Below are 17,901 nucleotides of genomic sequence, written 5' to 3' on the forward strand. Positions count from 1 at the left end.
CGCATGCATGCGCCCGTGATGGGGTAAAGTTATAAGCCGGTTATCCGGTTGCTTCGTACGGTGCCAGCCAATGCATAGCATGCGGGCACCGTACGTTTATCTAGAACCAATTTGGTCCGCAAGAGAGAAATGGAGATGCGTATGATCGCTAAGTTCGATTCCGCCCTCGTGCCATACGTTATCGAGCAGACGCCGCGCGGCGAGCGCAGCTACGATATCTATTCGCGCCTGCTCAACGATCGCATCATCTTCTTGGGCGAGGAGATCAACTCCGTCAGCGCCAACCTGGTCGTTGCCCAGCTACTGCATCTTGAGAGCCAGGATGCCGAGAAGGATATCTCGCTCTACATCAATTCGCCCGGTGGCGAGGTTTACTCCGGCCTGGCGATTCTTGACACCATGAACTTCATCAAGCCGCAGGTCTCCACCATCTGCGTTGGTATGGCCGCGTCCATGGCCGCCGTGCTGCTTTCGGCTGGCGCCAAGGGCAAGCGCTTCTGCCTGCCGCACTCCAAGGTCATGATTCACCAGCCCAGCGGCGGTGCTCAAGGTCAGCAGACCGAGATCGAGATCGTGGCCGAGGAGATCAAGAAGACCCGCCGCGAGCTCAACCAGATCCTGTCCGATGCCTCGGGCCAGCCCATCGAGAAGGTCCAGGCCGATACCGAGCGCGACAACTACCTGACCGCTGCCGAGGCCCTCGACTACGGCCTGATCGACCGTATCGTTACCTCGCGCGACCTCGCCGCGAAGGACGCCTAGGATGGCAGGAAACATGCAGGACAACTTTGACGAGAACGGCAACCCCATCCGCTGCTCCTTCTGCGGAAAAGAGCAGGGCCAGGTCCGTCGCCTCGTAAAGGGCCCGACCAACATCTTTATCTGTGACGAGTGCGTCGCCGCTTGCTCTGAGATCTTGGAGGAGTCGCTGGCTTCGGACTTTATGGACGCTGCCCGCAACGGCAAACTGCCGGGCTTCCTCAACGACCACGGCCAGGCTGCTGGGCAGCCCGCCGTGGACCCCGAGACCGAGGGCTTTGAGCTCGAGGACGACCGCCAGGTCATCACGCATGTACCGACGCCGCACGAGATCTATGACGAGCTTTCGGCCTATGTCATGGGTCAGGAAGACGCCAAGCGCGCCATGTCGGTTGCCGTGTACAACCACTATCGCCGCGTGATCGAGGGCGGCGCCGCGGTGTCTGCCTTTGATGACGACATGGGCTCGCAGTTCGATGACGATATGGACGAGGTAGAGCTCGCCAAGTCCAACATCCTGCTGCTCGGTCCCACCGGTACCGGCAAGACCCTGTTGGCCCAGACGCTCGCGCGCATCCTCGAGGTGCCGTTTGCCATCGCCGACGCTACCGCGCTCACCGAGGCTGGTTACGTTGGCGAGGACGTGGAGAACATCCTGCTCAAGCTCATCAACGCTGCCGATGGCGATATTGAGCGCGCACAGGTTGGCATCATCTACGTTGACGAGATTGACAAGATCGCCCGCAAGGCCGAGAACCTCTCTATTACCCGCGATGTCTCGGGCGAGGGCGTTCAGCAGGCACTGCTTAAGATTCTTGAGGGCACGGTGGCCAGCGTTCCGCCCACCGGCGGCCGCAAACATCCCCAGCAGGAGCTGCTGCAGATCGACACGACCAACATCCTGTTCATCTGCGGCGGTGCCTTTGTGGGTCTGGACAAGATCATCGCCGATCGCGTGGGCAACAAGGGCGTGGGCTTTAACTCCGAGATCGCCGGCCCCACCTCGGTCGACGAGAACGACCTGCTGCGCCAGGTGCTTCCGCAGGACCTCAACGCCTTTGGCATGATCCCCGAGTTCGTGGGCCGTACGCCCGTTGTCACCCAGACGCAGGCGCTCGACGAGGACGACCTGGTCTCGATTCTGACCGAGCCCAAGAACGCCGTGGTGCGCCAGTACCGCAAGATGTTCCAGCTCGAGGATGTCGATCTTGAGTTTGAGGACGCTGCCCTGCACGAGATCGCCCGCATGGCGCTTGCCCGCAAGACCGGCGCCCGCGGCCTGCGCTCCATCTGCGAGGACGTGCTTCAGCAGACGATGTTCGACCTTCCCAGCGAGGAGGGCGTCGCTAAGGTCGTCGTAACCGAAGCGGCGGTTAAGGGCGAAGAACAGCCCCAACGCATCTACGGGTAAACCAGCCAAAAACGTGCTTGCAAATAGCCTCCGACCATCCGCGGTCGGAGGCTATTTTATATATACGCAATAACCCCAACTACCTGTGTTATTCTGTGTGTTTGTTTAAGCCTCAGCGAAGTCATATCAGACTGAAGTAATCGATACCTAAGGGGAGGAATGCAGACCCTAGCGGGCCTACATTCCTCCCCGGCGGGACAGGGAGAGATATATGGAAGAGATGCCCAAGAACTACGATCCGTCGACCAACGAGCCGGCGATCCTGCAGAAGTGGCTCGACGGCGGCTACTACAAGCGCCGTGAGGGCGTGGGCGACTGCACCGTCACCATTCCGCCTCCCAACGTGACCGGCAAGCTCCATATGGGTCACGCCACCGACGACTCCATCCAGGACGCCATCATCCGCATGGCCCGCATGCGCGGCAAGTCCACGCGCTGGGTACTCGGCACCGATCACGCCGGTATCGCCACACAGACCAAGGTCGACAAGAAGCTCAAGAGCGAGGGCATCAGCCGCCTGGAGATCGGTCGCGACAAGTTTGTCGACGCCTGCTGGGATTGGACCCACGAGTACGGCGGCATCATCGTCGAGCAGATCAAGCGCATGGGCTGCTCCGTCGACTTCGACAACGAGCGCTTCACCATGGACGAGGACTACGCCCAGGCCGTGCGCAAGGTGTTCTGCGACTGGTACCACGACGGCCTGATCTATCGCGGCAAGCGCATCGTAAACTGGTGCCCCAACTGCACCACCGCCATCTCGGACGACGAGGCCGAGTACAAGGACGAGAAGGGCCACCTGTGGCACCTGCGCTACCCGCTGACCGAGCCGGTCAACGGCCAGGACTACATCGTCGTCGCTACCACACGCCCCGAGACCATGCTCGGCGACACGGGCGTCGCCGTCTCCCCGAAGGATCCCGAGAAGGCCGCCTTTGTGGGTAAGACCGTCAAGCTCCCCATCGTTGACCGCGAGATTCCCATCTTTGAGGATTGGCATGTCGACGCCAACTTTGGCTCCGGTTTTGTCAAGGTCACTCCGGCTCACGACCCCAACGATTACGCCATGGGTCAGGCCCACGACCTGCCGCAGATCAATATCTTCGATGAGCACGCGGTAGTCGTCGAGGGCTACGGCGAGTTTACCGGCATGAACCGCGACGAGTGCCGCGAGGCCGTCGTCAAGTGGTTTGAGGAGCATGGCCTGCTCGATCATGTCGAGGACCTCGATCACTCCGTCATGCACTGCTACCGTTGCGACTCCGCGCTGGAGCCGTGGCTGTCCGAGCAGTGGTTCGTGGCCGTCGACAAGCTCAAGGGGCCGGCGCTCGACGCCGTCAACTCCGGCAAGGTCACCTTCCACCCCGCGCGCTGGACGCAGACCTACACCACTTGGATGGAAAACCTCAAGGACTGGTGCATCAGCCGCCAGCTGTGGTGGGGCCACCGCATCCCCGTGTTCTACTGCGAGGACTGCGGCTGGGAGGACGCTCTTACCGAGGACACCGACGTGTGCCCCAAGTGCGGCGGCCATCACGTGCATCAGGACGAGAACGTGCTGGACACCTGGTTTAGCTCGCAGCTGTGGACCTTCGCCACGCAGGGCTGGCCGCAAAAGCCGGAGCTGCTCGAGGGCCATCACCCCACGACGGCGCTCGTCACTGCGCGCGACATCATCGCGCTGTGGGTCGCCCGCATGGTCATGAGCTCGCTGTACTTCTTGGACGAGGTGCCGTTTAAGGACGTTGTCATCTACCCGACGATCCTGGCCAAGGACGGCAGCCGCATGTCCAAGTCCAAGGGCAACGGCGTTGACCCCATGGACCTCATCGGCATGTACGGCGCCGACGCTATGCGCTTCAATCTGCTCACGCTGTGCACCAACAACCAGGACGTCAAGTTCGACGCGAACATCGACAAGAAGACTAAGAAGCTTATCGACAGTCCGCGCACCGAGCAGGCCAAGTCGTTTGTGACCAAGATCTGGAATGCCAGCCGCTTCCTGCTCATGAACATGGAAGGCTACACGCCCGGCGAGCCCGTTGTGGAGACGCCCGCCGACGCCTGGATGTTCAGCCGTCTGGCCAAGGCCGTGAAGATGGTCACCGAGGGTATTGAGAACTACACCTTTGGCGACATGGCCCGCGGCGTGCAGCAGTTCTTCTGGAACGAGGTCTGCGACTGGTACGTCGAGGTCACCAAGGCCCGCCTGAAGGGCGAGGGCCGTCTGCAGGCGCAGCGCAACCTGATCTTTGTGCTCGACACCTCCATTCGCCTGATGCACCCGCTCATGCCGTTTGTCACCGAGGAGATCTGGGACAACATGCCGGCGAGCGTGCTCGACCTGGATGCCGAGGGCAACGTTGACCGCGCCGAGGCGCTCATGATCGCCAAGTGGCCCGAGCCCGCCGACTATGCCAAGTATGTCGACGAGGACGCCGAGCGCGCGTTTGAGCTGTGCCGCGCCGTCGTGTCTGCCGCCCGCGCCACGCGTTCGCGTTATCGCTTGAGCCCCAAGGCCGAGCTCGACGTGGTCGTGCGCGCCGGTGCCGAGGATATCGAGAAGCTCGAGAGCCTGCGCTCGACCATTGAGCCGCTGGCGAATACCGCTTCGCTGGTCATGGGTACTGACGTTGAGAAGCCGGCCGCGAGCATCGCCGTGGTCGACAGTGGCGTCGAGGTCTTTGTGGTGCTCGAGGGCAAGGTTGATCTTTCGGCCGAGAAGGCGCGCCTGGAGAAGGAGATCGCCGCTGCCCAGAAGGAGCTTGCCGGCTGCGAGAAGACGCTCGCCAACGAGGGCTTTGTGGCCAAGGCCGCGCCCGCGGTGGTCCAGAAGAAGAAGGACCGTGCAGCTGAGCTCAAGGAGATCCTGGTGGCACTGACTGCTCAGGTTGCTGACTTCTCATAGGCGGTACTGGGGGACGCGTCCCGACGCTTTGCTCTCCGCTGCGGACAGTCCTGCGCAAGACGGACAGCACATTAAGTGCTGTCCTTTGCGTGCGGAACTTGCGGCGAGCAAAGCGTCGGGCCGCTCCTAGTGCGGTTACGTGGTTGTTTGCATCTGGTAGGTTGGGGCCACTTGGTTGTGGCCTTGATTTCGCTGCAAGCGGATAAAGGCTGATATTGTCAACGCGAGGGGCTCATTCTTTTTGGTGGGCCTCTTTTTCTGTTATGGGGGACTTTGGGTTATGGCTAAGCGTTCTGGCTTGTATACCGTTCCTTTTGAGTTTGAGTTGCTTTCGTTTGATGAGGCTGTTGGGCTGGCTGCTGATACGGGTCGGATTTCTGGGGATGCTGGGCCTCTGCTTGAGACGGTTGTCGATATGCTCGATGAGCTGGGACGTCCGGACGAGTACTTTGATTGCATTCAGGTTGCCGGCACCAATGGCAAGACTTCGACTACGCGTTTTTCGGCTGCTATCCTTCGCGGCGAGGGGCTCAAAACCGCGCTGTATACGTCGCCGCAGCTGGTGCGTTATCCCGAGCGCATGGAGGTCGATGGACGCGTCGTGAGCGACGAGGCCTTTGCCCGTGGCGTTTCGGCCGCTGTTGAGGCGGGACATCGCGTGAATGCGCGCCGTGTGGCGGCGGGGGAGCGTGCCTATTCCATCACGCCTTTTGACTTGCTGACGGCTGCCGCACTTGTAGTGTTTGCCGAGGCCGCGGTGGATGTTGCCGTGCTCGAGGTTGGCATGGGCGGACGTTGGGACGCCACGAGTGCGACCGATCCCGTTGCCGTTGCCATTACGGGCATTGGGCTCGATCACACGCGCATTCTGGGCGACACGCTCGAGGCCATTGCGGGGGAGAAGGCTGCGGTTATCAAACCCGGGCGCATGGTTGTTTTAGGCGAGGGCACGCACGAGGCGAGCGTTCAGCGCGTGATGGATGCCCGTTGCCGCGAGTGCGGCGTCGTGCCGCTCGTGGTGAGCCACGCCACGACTAAGGTGCCGGCGCATGTGGGCGACACGGTTGAGTTCAGTTGCACCACGCCGCGTGCGATCTATACGTCGAGCATGGTTAAGCCGGCGTATCAGCCGCAGAATGCCGCGTGCGCGATTATGCTGTGCGAGGGGTATCTGGGTCGCGAGCTCGATCATGACAAACTCGATGCGTCGCTTATGGGCTGCCCCACGCCGGGCCGATTTGATGTGCTGGGAACCGATCCGCTCAAGCTGATTGACGCCTGTCATAACCCCCAGAGCTGCGAGAACTTTGTGAGCGCACTGGACGAGATCGACCCGTGCGTAGAGAATCGCCCCACGCTGCTGTGTGCCGCGCTGGCCGACAAGGACGTGGCGGGCATCGTCGACGTACTGATTCCGGCGTTCCCCCGCGTAGTCGTGACCCAGACCGATTCCGATCGCGCCCTGCCAGCAGAGGAACTCGCTGCCCTGGTGGGCGCTGACAAGCTGGCCGGCGTGTACCCCAGCGTGCCCGAGGCCCTTGCGGCCCTCGATGCCGCAGACGAGCCCTTTGTTGCCGCCGGCACCATCACCCTAGCCGGCGAAGTAGCCGGCCTGCTGCGCTAACCCATCCCCTCAGCAGTTGCGGTGAAATAGTTCCTGTTTTTGGGTTCTAGCAGCCCATCCAGGAACTATTCCACCGCAACTTAGTTTGGGGGCTTGGGGACCAGGCTAGTCTAGGCGGAATGGGTCGTGAGGGTAGGCGTTGAGAATCTCGACGCCCTTCTCGGTCACCAGGGCCAAGTCCTCGATGCGGACGCCGGTGTGGCCGGGGAGGTAGATGCCCGGCTCGATGGAAAACGTCATGCCCGGCTCGACAACCTGCTCGTTGACGAGCGAGACATCGCCAGGCTCGTGATCCTGCAGGCCAATCGAATGTCCCAGGCGGTGCGTAAAGTACCGCCCGTAGCCTGCGTCTTCAATCACATCGCGCGCGGCACGATCCAGGTCGCACATGCGCACGCCCGGTGCGATGAGCGCTTCGGCGGCCTCGTTGGCGCGGCGCACGATATCGTAGATGCGCGCCGTCTCCTCGTCCGGCTCGCCCCAAAAGAACGTGCGCGTCATGTCCGAGCAGTAGTTGCAGCGGCGTCCGCCAATGTCGAACAGTACTACATCGCCATGCTTGAGCACGGTGTCGTCGGGCTCGTGGTGCGGGTCGCCGGCGTTGGCGCCAAAGCTCACGATGGGCGGAAAGCTAAAGCCCTCGCAGCCGTGCTTGCGATACAAGCCGAGCATCTGGTCGGCAATCTCGCACTCCGTTACGCCCTCGTGGACGAGCTTGATGGCATCGGCCATCACAGCGTCGTTAGCGGTCGAGGACGCGCGCATGAGCTCCTGCTCGGTGGCATCCTTGTGGGTGCGTGCGGCGGTGACGGCAAAGTCGCCCAGGAAAAACTCGCTCGCAGCATGGCGCTCCATGAGCGGCATTAAAAAGCCGGAGCGCATGACGGTGTCGATGCCGAGCGGTTTGGTCGGATCGATCTCACTCGCGATGGCGTCGGCTACGACGTCGGTATCGGTGTGGTAGGCAACTCGGGCATTGTCATACTCGGGCAGCTGATGCAGCGCGTTGACCAAGATTGCGGGCTCGCTACCGCGTGCGAGCAGCACGCCGCAAAAACGCTCGAACATTTCGGCATAAAAACCGGTCAGGTAATAAATCGACCACGGGTCGTTTACGAGCAGCTGTGCGCCGGGGTGCTGAGCCTCGAGCGCATCGAGCACGCGCGCCACGCGCTGGTCATCGACATGTGCCATGAAACATCCTTTCGCTAGGTTGCCACCATGGTATCCCATGCCCGGCAGCTAGGGACGTTCCTTTTATGCCGGCACTTTGGGACACTCCATGGCGAGCCTGGCAAGCGCGCAGGAAAAAGTAGTCATAAGAGGCCCGTCCCAAATGGGCTGGCTTCAAAAGTATGGCGGATTACGGGGCTGGATCTGTATTACTTGACCATGGGAAAAATCGCGAAATTAAAACCGCAGGTAGAGGGCTTATCAAAAATCGAAAATTGCCGGTATGGATGGGGGTCTCCGAATCAGCCCCGTAATCCGGTATAGTTTTGAAATGGCACTAAAGTAGGAACAAGCTAAATACCGATTCCAAGGATAGTTGCGGTGGAATAGTTCCTGGATGCCGGGGTTTTGGCGGAAATCAGGAACTATTTCAACGCAATTGAGGAGGGACGGGGTGGATGGCGGGGTAGCTAAAAGAGCCACGTCCCAAATGAGCTGCTTAGGTTGGGTTGATGTCCATGCTGGCGATGAGGTCGATGCCCGTGTTGAGGAGGTTGGGGAGCACGATGTCGCCCATGCGGATGGGGGCGTCGACGACCGCGCCGCGGAGTAGGTTCATGGCTTGAGCGTGGAGCGTCAGCGGGATGGCTTCGGCCGTGCGCACGGGCAGCAGCGCCTCATCGCCGCCGGATACAGCCACGGTGGTGGTGAGCACGCGCATGGGGCAGGTGAGTTCTTGGTGCGCGAACTTGTCGCCGCGCGGGCAGCTGTTGCCGGTTACGAAGCGCACCGCTGCCACGGCACCGTTGGCATCGCGCTCCACCTCTACGGTCAGGAGGCACTCGGATGGGCAGGTGGTGCAGTTGAACTGCAGCGTTTTGGCTACATTCGTGCTCATGAGCTATGCCTCCTCAACGGGGTCGACGGACAGGACAATCTCGCTGACACCCAGGTCGAGTGCACGTTGAATCACCTTTGCCGGCAGCGGAAAACTTTCCATGACGCTCGGCTTAAATGCACGTACCTTGCCTGCGAACAATTCCTCGCCGCCAGCGAGAATGCGCACGCGGGCGGCGTCGACCGGTCGGCGCACACGAAAGTTGAGTTTGGTGAGTGCCACAGCCGTAATGCGTCCCGGCAGTGCGTAGCCTGCGATGCCGGCGGGGGAGACCGTGAGCTCGCAGCCCGTGTCCGCGACCGCGTCCGTCTCGGCTCCGCCGCCCAGCGCGTACGCCGCCGCAGCTGCGCCAGCCCTCTCGGACTCGGTTGTTACGTTGTCGGCCAGGTCGTGCACGTGCAGCACGTTGCCACAGGCAAAGATTCCCGGCACGTCCGTCTGCAGGCTCTGGTCCACCACGGCGCCGCGCGTGCGCGGGTCAAGCTCAACGCCCGCGCTCACCGAAAGCTCGTTCTCGGGAATCAAGCCCACCGAAAGCAGCAGTGTGTCACACGGAACGATGCGCTCCGTCCCGGCAATGGGCGCCAGATGCTCGTCGACCTGGCTTACCTCGACGGCCTCCACGCGGTCGTGTCCGATCACGCGCGTGACCGTGGTCGACAGATGCAGCGGAATGCCAAAGTCGTCCAGGCAGTTCTTCACATTGCGACGCAGGCCATTGGCGTACGGCATGAGCTCGTACACGCCCTCGACGGAAATCCCCTCGAGCGTGCAGCGACGTGCCATGATCAACCCGATATCGCCCGAACCCAAAATGACGGCGCGCGAGCCGGGTTTGAGGTTTTCGATATTGATGTATCGCTGCGCCAAGCCGGCACTAAACACGCCGGCGGGTCGGCTGCCAGGAATCTTGATCTCGCTGCGGGTGCGCTCGCGGCACCCCATGGCAAGGACGACCGCACGTCCGGTGAGCTGCATCATGCCGGTAGGGCTCATGAGCGTGACGGTGTGGACCGCGGTGTCTTCCGCAGGCTCGCCTGAATCAATCCCAATCACCATGCTGTTCAGGAACAGCGCAATGTCGGTTGCGTGCACCTGGTCGATAAAGCGCTGCGCGTACTCGGGACCGGTGAGCTCCTGTTTAAAGTGCGACAGGCCAAAGCCGGGGTGGATGCACTGGCGGAGGATTCCACCCAGGTGCTGCTCGCGCTCCACGATGGCCACGCGCGCTCCGGCCTTATGCGCGGCCAGCGCGGCAGCCATGCCGGCAGGTCCGCCGCCGATAACGACCACGTCGAAGGATCGCGTTTGTACGGCTTCTACGACGCCGCAATCAATCGCACTCGATTTGAATTCCGCCATCCTAGCGCACCCCCTTCAAAGGTCCCTCGACCAGCCAAGATCTGGCATCCTCCAACAGCACTTCGCTGGGGTCGCAGCCCAGCTCGCGCGCCAGGATCGCCACCACGCGGCTCTGGCAAAACCCGCTTTGGCACCGACCCATGCCGGCACGACAGCGGCGCTTGACACCTTCGACCGAAATTGCACCCGGGCGGCGCCGAATCGCGGCCACAATCTCGGCCTCGGGCACCGTCTCGCAGCGGCAGACAATCTGCCCCCACGCGGGATCGGACTCAATGAGTTCTTCCTTGCGCGCCAGCGGTGCGCGGTCAAAGTCGTCCGGCTCGCGGCGAATTGGGTTCCAGTCCGCCCGCTCGTGCAGCTCCACGCCCTCCTCACGCATCACATGCTCCATGCGCTCGGCAATTGCCGGCGCGCTTGCCACGCCCGGCGACTGAATGCCGACCGCCTGGAAAAGCCCCGGCATCACGGCCGACTGTCCAATAAAGAAGTCGTTCGTTCCCTGAATGACCGGACGCCCGCCGGCAAATGCGCGCACCACGCGGCGCGTATCCAGATCGGGCACCAGCTTGCGCGCGCCGGTCAGCAGCGCGTTCACATCGCTCGCATAGGTCTGCGTGTCGTCCGGCTCGCGCACGGTAGCCGTGGCGGTGATCACGGTGTTGCCGTGCACGGTGCCCGTCACGATAACGCCCTTCGACACCGGCGTCGGCACGGGGTAGAGCGGCATGAGCGTGCGCGGCTCCTTGTCCAGCACCACGATGTTGCCCTGGCGCCAGACCATCTGAAGCTCTTCGGCACCGGCCATATGCGAGATGCCGGCGGCGCCGTTGCCCGCGGCGTTGATCAGGTAGCGGCAGCGCACGTTGCCAGCGGGGGTCGCCAGTGTAAAGCACCCGTCGTCGCCCGAGCCCGCGACTTCAATCGCCTCCACCGGCGCGGACCGCATAAAGGTCACCCCGTTGGCGACGGCGTTTTCCAGCGCGGCGATGGCAACCTCAAACGGGTCGACAAATCCAGTCGAGGGGCACCACAACGCACACGTTGCATCGGCACTGGCGCGCGGCTCCAATTCGTGGATGCGGTCGGGTCCGACGATCGACAGCTCGGGCACACCGTTGGCAAGGCCGTTGCACCGCAGCTGCTCCAGTTGTGCGCCGTCTTCGTCGTTAAACCCCAGCACCATCGACCCGGTACGGCAAAACAAAAAGCCTAGCTCCTGGGCCCACGTGCCATATAGCTCGCAACCACGGGCGTTGACCTGCGCCTTTACCGTTCCCGGTGCCGGATCGTAGCCGGCGTGCACCAGACCGCCGTTGGCCTTCGACGCGCCCAGCGCAATATCGTTAGCCGCCTCGACCACGCAAATGGACAGGTCATAGCGCGCGAGCTGCCTCGCGATGGCGCACCCCGTAATGCCCGCGCCCACAATTGCGATATCAAACGTTTCTGCCACGGTGCCTCCCAGACGAGTTGACAGGCTGTCAATAAGACTATCCTACGGTCTGCACACCCCCAGCGCGGCGGCAATGCGGTGAACAGCCCCGCAACACCCGCCAACGGCAGGCGAGGGGAGACCCGGCACGGATGTTGGCCTCGTCTGCCGACAGCTACGGCAACCGTTCGTCTTGATCTGTAACAGTAAGGACTGATTTTGCGGCCCAAGATGTTACAGATCGAGATTGAAGTCGGGGAGGGACCCCTGTGTCTCGTTCTGTAACATCTAGGACCGGATTTACTCCTAACTGTTACAGATTGAGATGTTTGTGTCCGCGCCAGCCCCGCCCCTAGCCGTGGTCCCATATAAACAAACCCCGTGGTAAACTTGACAGAACTGTAAATATTCCGAAAGGTACCCGTAATGTCCAAGTACATCTCCGAGCTCATGTCGCCGCAGCTTATGGGCGTCGTCTATGCCTTTGTTGGCTTTATCATCGCCCTGTATGTGCTGTCGGTCGTCTATGTGTTCATCGACGCTCGTCGCCGCGGCGCCAGCGCCTACGTGGCATGGGGCATCATCGCCCTCATCCCGTTTGTAGGCCTCATTGCCTACCTGGTCCTGCGCCCGCACTCCTATGCGTCCGATCGCGAGGAGCAGGAGCTGGACATGGCTCTGCGCGAGCGTCAGCTTGCCCAGTATGGCACCTGCCCGCAGTGCGGCGCGCCCATCGAGAAGGACTTCGTCGTCTGCCCGGTGTGCGATACCCAGGTTCGCAACGTCTGCCCCAGCTGCCATCGCCCGCTCGATGCGCACTGGAAAGTCTGCCCCTACTGCCGAACTCGCATCCAGTAACGCATCCATCGCCGGGCCGGCCGCAAGCCACGGGCACCGCGCGTCCCGCGCAAGCCACACGCGCACCCCGCGCCCACACGATGAAGCATGCGTAGAAAATCGCCCGCCGTGCCATTAAGGTGCGGCGGGCGCTTGTATACCAAGGCAACCTGCCTATAATGATGCAAGTTAAAACGCCGAGCGCATCGCACGCACTTGCATCAGGCATCCGAGAGGAGAAAACATACCCATGAAGGCACTCTACAATGACGGTTCGGTGGCCGAGCTCCCGCAGGACGAGGTCACGCACGTCATCCGCCACTCCGCCGCGCACATCATGGCGCAGGCCATCAAGCGCCTCTATCCCGAGGCCGACTTTGCCTACGGCCCCGCGACCGACAACGGCTTTTACTACGATGTCGACCTGCCCGAGGGCGTCAAGATCAGCGAGGACGACTTCCCCGCGATCGAGGCCGAGATGAAAAAGATCGTCAAGGAGAACCTCAAGTTCACCGTGTACGAGAAGCCCCGCGCCGAGGCCATTGCCCTTATGGAGGAGCGCGGCGAGAAGTACAAGGTCGAGCACATCGGCGACCTGGACGACGACGCCCGCATCACCTTCTACCAGCAGGGCGACTACATCGACATGTGTGTCGGCCCCCACATCTGCTACACCAAGGCCCTCAAGGCCTTTAAGCTCACCGGCGTCTCGGGCGCCTACTGGAAGGGCGACAAGGACAATAAGATGCTCACCCGCATCAACGGCGTCGCCTTTGCTACCAAGGAAGAGCTCGACGAGCACATGCACATGCTGGAGGAGGCCAAGAAGCGCGACCACCGCAAGATCGGCCGCGAGATGGACCTCTTTATGATGCGCGATGAGGCTCCCGGCTTCCCGTTCTTCCTGCCCAACGGCATGATCCTTAAGAACACGCTGCTGGACTACTGGCGCGAGATCCACCACAAGGCCGGCTACGTGGAGATCTCCACGCCGCTCATCATGAACAAGCAGCTGTGGAAGACCAGTGGCCACTGGGACCACTACAAGGACAACATGTACTCCACCGTTATTGACGACGAAGAGTACTGCATTAAGCCCATGAACTGCCCGGGCGGCGTGCTGGTGTACGCCTCCAAGCCGCATTCCTACCGCGAGCTGCCCATCCGCGCCGGCGAGATTGGCCTGGTGCACCGCCACGAGCTGCGTGGCGCCCTGCACGGCCTGTTCCGCGTGCGCTGCTTTAACCAGGACGACGCCCACCTGTTTGTGCGTCCCGACCAGCTGACCGACGAGATCGTGGGTGTGGTCAACCTGATCGACTCCGTGTACCAGAAGTTTGGCTTTAAGTACCACGTTGAGCTTTCCACCCGCCCCGAGGACTCCATGGGTTCGGACGAGGACTGGGCGCGCGCCGAGGAGGGCCTGCGTACCGCTCTGGAGAAGCTGGGCATGGACTACGAGGTCAACGAGGGCGACGGCGCCTTCTATGGCCCCAAGATCGACTTCCACCTGGAGGACTCGCTCGGCCGTACCTGGCAGTGCGGTACCGTCCAGCTCGACTTCCAGATGCCGCTTAACTTTGATCTGGAGTACGTGGATGCCGACGGCACCAAGAAGCGCCCCATCATGCTGCACCGCGTTTGCTTTGGCTCCATTGAGCGCTTCATCGGTATTCTGATTGAGCACTTTGCGGGCAAGTTCCCCACCTGGCTGGCTCCCGTGCAGGTCAAGGCACTTCCCGTCTCTGAGAAGAGCCGCGACTACGCGCACGAGGTATGCGCCAAGCTGGAGGAGGCCGGCATTCGCGTGGTCTGCGACGATCGCGACGAGAAGATCGGCTACAAGATCCGCGAGGCCCGCAGCATCGACCGTGTGCCCTACATGCTCATCCTGGGCGAGAAGGAGGTCGAGGCCGGCAACATCTCCGTCCGCGATCGCTCCAACGAGACCGTTCAGATGAGCGTTGACGAGTTTGTTGCGAAGGTGACCGAGGAGATCAAGACCCGCGCCTAAGGCAAGCAACACAACAATTAACAAAGGCGACCGTCCACAAAGGACGGTCGCCTTTTTCATGCCGAAATAAGAAAAGCCGCTGGTTGAGCGGCTTTTTTTGTTGCACAAAAAGGTACAGGTTTTTGTAGAGGGGTATGGAGATGCACCTACTGGCAGTACATTTTGCGTAATCTGGGCAAACGCTGAATAATTGCTAATATAATGTCGTCAGTTGAAAGATACAAAAACCTGTACTTTTGCGACTGCGCCTAGCTGCGAGCGAGAAGCCTGTTCTAAACGCCCCTGCATTTGCGTGCATCGCAAAGCCAAAAGAGGGGGCGAGAACATGGAACAGACGGCACGGCGCCAAGAGCAGCTGCCGGGCGCCTTTAACGGCGTCACCACCAACAGCCAACACGGTCGCGTCCGCTGGTATCTGGTCCACACCCCCCATGGAAAAGAGCGCGAGACCTGCGAAAAGGTCCGCCGCATTATCCCGCACAACCTTATGCAGGACGCTTTTGTAATGCAAAAGGAGTTCTGGTTTAAGCGGGATGGTGCCTGGTCGCTCCAAACCAAACCTATGTACAAAGAATACTTCTTTGTCGCCACGCACGATGCCGCCGCACTCGATAGGGCTTTGGCCCAGTTGAGCTTTGGCTGCCGCATTGCCGGCAGCAGGGAGCGGGCCTATGTGCCCATGCCGGACGACGCGCAGGACTGGTACCGCAGCGTGCTCGACGACGACGGCGTTGTGCGCAACAGCGTGGCCCGTATAGAAGACGGCGTGCTGTACATAGAGCAGGGGCCCTTGGTGGGGCAAGAAGCCCGCGTAAAGAGGATCGATCGTCATAAGCGCTGGTGCCTGGTGGACGTGGGCGAAGGCGACTCCGCTTTCAGGGAGCTGCTTCCGCTGGACGTGCCCAGCAAGACGTAAGGGGACGTTGCGCCAGCAGTTAATTCAAATTTTGAGTTCATAGATGGGGGGGGGGGTTCCTGGGGACAGGAACGTATGTTTTATTGTGGCTGAAAAAGAAGTAACAGAGAGCTGTGTATCCGTGGGGGACGCACTGGCTATTAAAGAGATTAAACCGAGCGGTACGCTTGGCTACCGCTTTATTAAGAGGCTGTTTGACCTTGTATTCAGTCTTTTGATGAGCGTACTGCTGCTTATCCCTATCGCCATTGTGTGTGCGCTCATCAGCCTTGAATCGCCTGGCAGTCCTATGTATACGCAAGAACGAGTTGGCAAGGGCGGAAAGACCATCAAGATTTTTAAGCTCCGCAGCATGGTCTCCGACGCTGGCGAAGTACATAAGTACCTTAGCCCTGAGCAGCTACATCAGTGGGAAGTTGAGCGCAAGGTTGACGATGACCCCCGCATTACCAAGGTTGGTCGGTTCATCCGTAAGTGCTCAATTGACGAGATGCCGCAGTTTCTCAACGTGCTGAACGGCGATCTTTCCGTCATTGGGCCGCGCCCCATTACACAGGATGAGCTCGAGCAGCATTTTACTGATGAAGAAAAAGCTGAGTTGCTTTCTGTTCAGCCTGGCATTACGGGCCTGTGGCAGGCGACTGATCGTAATGCCGCTACCTTCGAGAGCGGTTTGCGTCAAAAAATTGAACTAAATTACGTGCGCAATCGCTGCTTTCGCATGGACTGGAAGTGCTTCACTGGCACCTTCAGTGCCATGTTCGGCAAGAAGAAGACGGGGCGATAGATGGATATTTCTATCATCATTCCGACTCTTAATGCTGAACATGAAATTGAGGCGCTTTTAATTGCCCTTGATCGCCAGTCAATTCAGCCGAATGAGATTTTGGTCGTCGATTCCGCATCGGAAGACAAAACTATTGAGTTGGTCCAGAAGCACAAAAGAGTTCGCTTGCTGGAGATTGATCGCCAGGATTTTAACCACGGCACCACAAGAGACATGGCGCTGAATGAATCGAGTGGCGACTTCGTCTGTTTTCTCACCCAAGATGCTGTGCCCGTTTCCGATGACTACTTGAAGCGGCTTGTTGCCCCTATGGTTGAAGACTCGAATATCGCCCTTGTTAGTGGTAGGCAGCTTCCCAAGGCCGATGCCCGTCGTTTTGAACAACTTGTACGTTGTTTTAACTATCCTGACTCACCATCCGTGCGTTCGAAAGGCGATCTCGAAAAACTTGGCATTAAGACGTTTTTTGCATCTGACGCCTGTTCTGCCTATCGACGGACCGCATATCTCGAATGCGGCGGATTCGATCATGTTAATACCAACGAGGACATGCTCATGGCCGCCAAGTTTATCGCCTCGGGTATGAAGGTCGCTTACGAGCCGCGTGCCGAGGTCTATCACTCGCATAACTTGACGCCATCCCAACAGTTTGCCCGCAACCGTGCCGTCGGTTTCTTTCTCGAAACGCATGCGGACGATCTCATGCAAGCAAGTGAGATCGGTGAAGGGGGCCGGCTCGTCAGGTCAGTCTCCTCTCAGCTTCTTCGGGAAGGTAATTTCGGCGAGTTAGTTGCCTTCGGAGTTGACTGCTGCGCCCGTCTCCTTGGAAATCGCGCCGGTCGCAGAGCCGCAAGAATTGAAAGGTCATAGCCAATGAAAGGCATCATCCTCGCCGGCGGGTCCGGCACGCGCCTGTACCCGCTCACACTCGTGACCTCCAAGCAGCTGCTGCCGGTCTACGACAAGCCCATGATCTACTACCCGCTGTCCACCCTCATGCTGGCGGGCATCCGGGACATCCTGGTCATCTCCACGCCGACCGACCTGCCCAACTTCGAGCGCCTGCTCGGGGACGGCTCGCGCTACGGCGTGAACCTCTCCTACGCCGAGCAGCCGAGCCCGGACGGCCTGGCGCAGGCCTTCACCATCGGCGAGGAGTTCATCGCCGGCGAGCCGTGCGCGCTCGTGCTGGGCGACAACATCTTCTACGGCAACGGCCTCAGCCGCCACCTGACGCGCGCCGTGCAGAACGCCGAGTCGGGCCGCGCCACGGTCTTCGGCTACCACGTGGACGACCCCGAGCGCTTCGGCGTCGTGGAGTTCGACGGCGAGGGCCGTGCCGTCTCCATCGAGGAGAAGCCCGAGCGCCCCAAGAGCTCCTACGCGGTCACCGGCCTGTACTTCTACCCGGGCGACGTGGCCGCCAAGGCCCATAGGGTCCAGCCCTCCGCGCGCGGCGAGCTGGAGATCACCGACCTCAACCGGATGTACCTGGAGGAGGGGACGCTGTCAGTGGTCACCTTGGGCCGCGGCTACGCGTGGCTGGACACCGGCACCATGGAGAGCCTCCACGAGGCCGCGGAATTCGTCCGCGCCGTTGAGCACTCCCAGGACCTGCCCGTGTCCGTCCCCGAGGAGATCGCCTGGGAGAACGGCTGGATCACGACCGTGGGGCTCAGGCAGGCCGCCGAGGCCTACGGCAAGTCGGTCTACGGGCGGCACCTCAAGAAGGTCGCCGCCGGCGAGATCGTCAGCAGCCCGCGCGAGTACTAGGAAC

Annotated in this window: 14 protein-coding genes; 10 read left to right on the top strand and 4 right to left on the bottom strand. The window is 61.0% G+C overall.

Translation table 11 applies throughout. The features are described 5' to 3' along the window. Positions 1-141 precede the first annotated feature (141 nt). From ACGHEN_RS04280 to ACGHEN_RS04295, 4 genes are all read left to right on the top strand, one after another. Positions 142-762 carry an ATP-dependent Clp protease proteolytic subunit gene (locus tag ACGHEN_RS04280; protein WP_022095182.1) on the top strand — a complete coding sequence of 207 codons (621 nt, stop codon included), beginning with the start codon at positions 142-144 and terminating at the stop codon, positions 760-762. 1 nt (position 763) lies between these two features. After that, the gene (clpX, locus tag ACGHEN_RS04285; RefSeq protein ID WP_390397510.1) at positions 764-2,170 is read left to right on the top strand and encodes an ATP-dependent Clp protease ATP-binding subunit ClpX; all 1,407 of its coding nucleotides are present in this window, start codon (positions 764-766) and stop codon (positions 2,168-2,170) included. Between the two features lie 211 nt (positions 2,171-2,381). Further along, complete coding sequence (locus ACGHEN_RS04290; protein WP_390397513.1) at positions 2,382-5,078, top strand: valine--tRNA ligase; 2,697 nt, start codon at positions 2,382-2,384, stop codon at positions 5,076-5,078. A gap of 280 nt (positions 5,079-5,358) precedes the next feature. Beyond that, positions 5,359-6,702 (top strand): bifunctional folylpolyglutamate synthase/dihydrofolate synthase, encoded by a 1,344-nt coding sequence (locus ACGHEN_RS04295; protein WP_390397515.1) that lies wholly within the window; start codon positions 5,359-5,361, stop codon positions 6,700-6,702. 105 nt (positions 6,703-6,807) lie between these two features. Here the strand turns inward: ACGHEN_RS04295 and ACGHEN_RS04300 are convergent, their stop codons facing one another. From ACGHEN_RS04300 to ACGHEN_RS04315, 4 genes are all read right to left on the bottom strand, one after another. Further along, positions 6,808-7,896 (bottom strand): M24 family metallopeptidase, encoded by a 1,089-nt coding sequence (locus tag ACGHEN_RS04300; RefSeq protein WP_390397518.1) that lies wholly within the window; start codon positions 7,894-7,896, stop codon positions 6,808-6,810. A gap of 478 nt (positions 7,897-8,374) precedes the next feature. Continuing rightward, positions 8,375-8,773, bottom strand: a complete 399-nt coding sequence (locus ACGHEN_RS04305) for a DUF1667 domain-containing protein (RefSeq protein ID WP_390397520.1) — start codon at positions 8,771-8,773, stop codon at positions 8,375-8,377. A 3-nt stretch (positions 8,774-8,776) separates the two neighbouring features. Then, the gene (locus tag ACGHEN_RS04310; RefSeq protein ID WP_390397522.1) at positions 8,777-10,135 is read right to left on the bottom strand and encodes an NAD(P)/FAD-dependent oxidoreductase; all 1,359 of its coding nucleotides are present in this window, start codon (positions 10,133-10,135) and stop codon (positions 8,777-8,779) included. A 1-nt stretch (position 10,136) separates the two neighbouring features. Further along, positions 10,137-11,591 carry an NAD(P)/FAD-dependent oxidoreductase gene (locus ACGHEN_RS04315; RefSeq protein ID WP_390397524.1) on the bottom strand — a complete coding sequence of 485 codons (1,455 nt, stop codon included), beginning with the start codon at positions 11,589-11,591 and terminating at the stop codon, positions 10,137-10,139. 405 nt (positions 11,592-11,996) lie between these two features. On the opposite strand from ACGHEN_RS04315, the gene ACGHEN_RS04320 reads away from it, so the two are divergent. From ACGHEN_RS04320 to rfbA, 6 genes are all read left to right on the top strand, one after another. Beyond that, a complete protein-coding gene (locus ACGHEN_RS04320; protein WP_055251579.1) occupies positions 11,997-12,428 on the top strand; it encodes a zinc ribbon domain-containing protein in 432 nt (143 codons plus the stop codon). Positions 12,429-12,657: 229 nt separating this feature from the next. Next, positions 12,658-14,421, top strand: coding sequence for a threonine--tRNA ligase (gene thrS, locus ACGHEN_RS04325; RefSeq protein WP_215693767.1), 1,764 nt, complete (start codon positions 12,658-12,660; stop codon positions 14,419-14,421). 325 nt (positions 14,422-14,746) lie between these two features. Next, on the top strand, positions 14,747-15,337 hold the full coding sequence (locus ACGHEN_RS04330) for a hypothetical protein (RefSeq protein ID WP_390397526.1): 591 nt from the start codon (positions 14,747-14,749) through the stop codon (positions 15,335-15,337). An 85-nt stretch (positions 15,338-15,422) separates the two neighbouring features. Continuing rightward, complete coding sequence (locus ACGHEN_RS04335; RefSeq protein ID WP_158554640.1) at positions 15,423-16,124, top strand: sugar transferase; 702 nt, start codon at positions 15,423-15,425, stop codon at positions 16,122-16,124. Further along, the gene (locus ACGHEN_RS04340) at positions 16,125-16,994 is read left to right on the top strand and encodes a glycosyltransferase family 2 protein (RefSeq protein WP_271740070.1); all 870 of its coding nucleotides are present in this window, start codon (positions 16,125-16,127) and stop codon (positions 16,992-16,994) included. A gap of 3 nt (positions 16,995-16,997) precedes the next feature. Next, the gene (gene rfbA / locus ACGHEN_RS04345; protein ID WP_390397528.1) at positions 16,998-17,897 is read left to right on the top strand and encodes a glucose-1-phosphate thymidylyltransferase RfbA; all 900 of its coding nucleotides are present in this window, start codon (positions 16,998-17,000) and stop codon (positions 17,895-17,897) included. The last annotated feature ends 4 nt before the right edge of the window (positions 17,898-17,901 follow it).

Origin of the sequence: Collinsella sp. i06-0019-1H4 (assembly GCF_042849575.1) — a bacterium.
Taxonomy (GTDB): domain Bacteria; phylum Actinomycetota; class Coriobacteriia; order Coriobacteriales; family Coriobacteriaceae; genus Collinsella.

What these genes read in the sequence shown, in the direction of transcription:
- rfbA (WP_390397528.1), top strand. Translation starts at nt 16,998, where the DNA reads ATGAAAGGCATCATCCTCGCCGGCGGGTCCGGCACGCGCCTGTACCCG.
- ACGHEN_RS04340 (WP_271740070.1), top strand. Translation starts at nt 16,125, where the DNA reads ATGGATATTTCTATCATCATTCCGACTCTTAATGCTGAACATGAAATT.
- clpX (WP_390397510.1), top strand. Translation starts at nt 764, where the DNA reads ATGGCAGGAAACATGCAGGACAACTTTGACGAGAACGGCAACCCCATC.
- ACGHEN_RS04295 (WP_390397515.1), top strand. Translation starts at nt 5,359, where the DNA reads ATGGCTAAGCGTTCTGGCTTGTATACCGTTCCTTTTGAGTTTGAGTTG.
- ACGHEN_RS04305 (WP_390397520.1), bottom strand. Translation starts at nt 8,773, where the DNA reads ATGAGCACGAATGTAGCCAAAACGCTGCAGTTCAACTGCACCACCTGC.
- ACGHEN_RS04310 (WP_390397522.1), bottom strand. Translation starts at nt 10,135, where the DNA reads ATGGCGGAATTCAAATCGAGTGCGATTGATTGCGGCGTCGTAGAAGCC.
- ACGHEN_RS04290 (WP_390397513.1), top strand. Translation starts at nt 2,382, where the DNA reads ATGGAAGAGATGCCCAAGAACTACGATCCGTCGACCAACGAGCCGGCG.
- ACGHEN_RS04300 (WP_390397518.1), bottom strand. Translation starts at nt 7,896, where the DNA reads ATGGCACATGTCGATGACCAGCGCGTGGCGCGCGTGCTCGATGCGCTC.
- ACGHEN_RS04280 (WP_022095182.1), top strand. Translation starts at nt 142, where the DNA reads ATGATCGCTAAGTTCGATTCCGCCCTCGTGCCATACGTTATCGAGCAG.
- ACGHEN_RS04330 (WP_390397526.1), top strand. Translation starts at nt 14,747, where the DNA reads ATGGAACAGACGGCACGGCGCCAAGAGCAGCTGCCGGGCGCCTTTAAC.
- ACGHEN_RS04320 (WP_055251579.1), top strand. Translation starts at nt 11,997, where the DNA reads ATGTCCAAGTACATCTCCGAGCTCATGTCGCCGCAGCTTATGGGCGTC.
- thrS (WP_215693767.1), top strand. Translation starts at nt 12,658, where the DNA reads ATGAAGGCACTCTACAATGACGGTTCGGTGGCCGAGCTCCCGCAGGAC.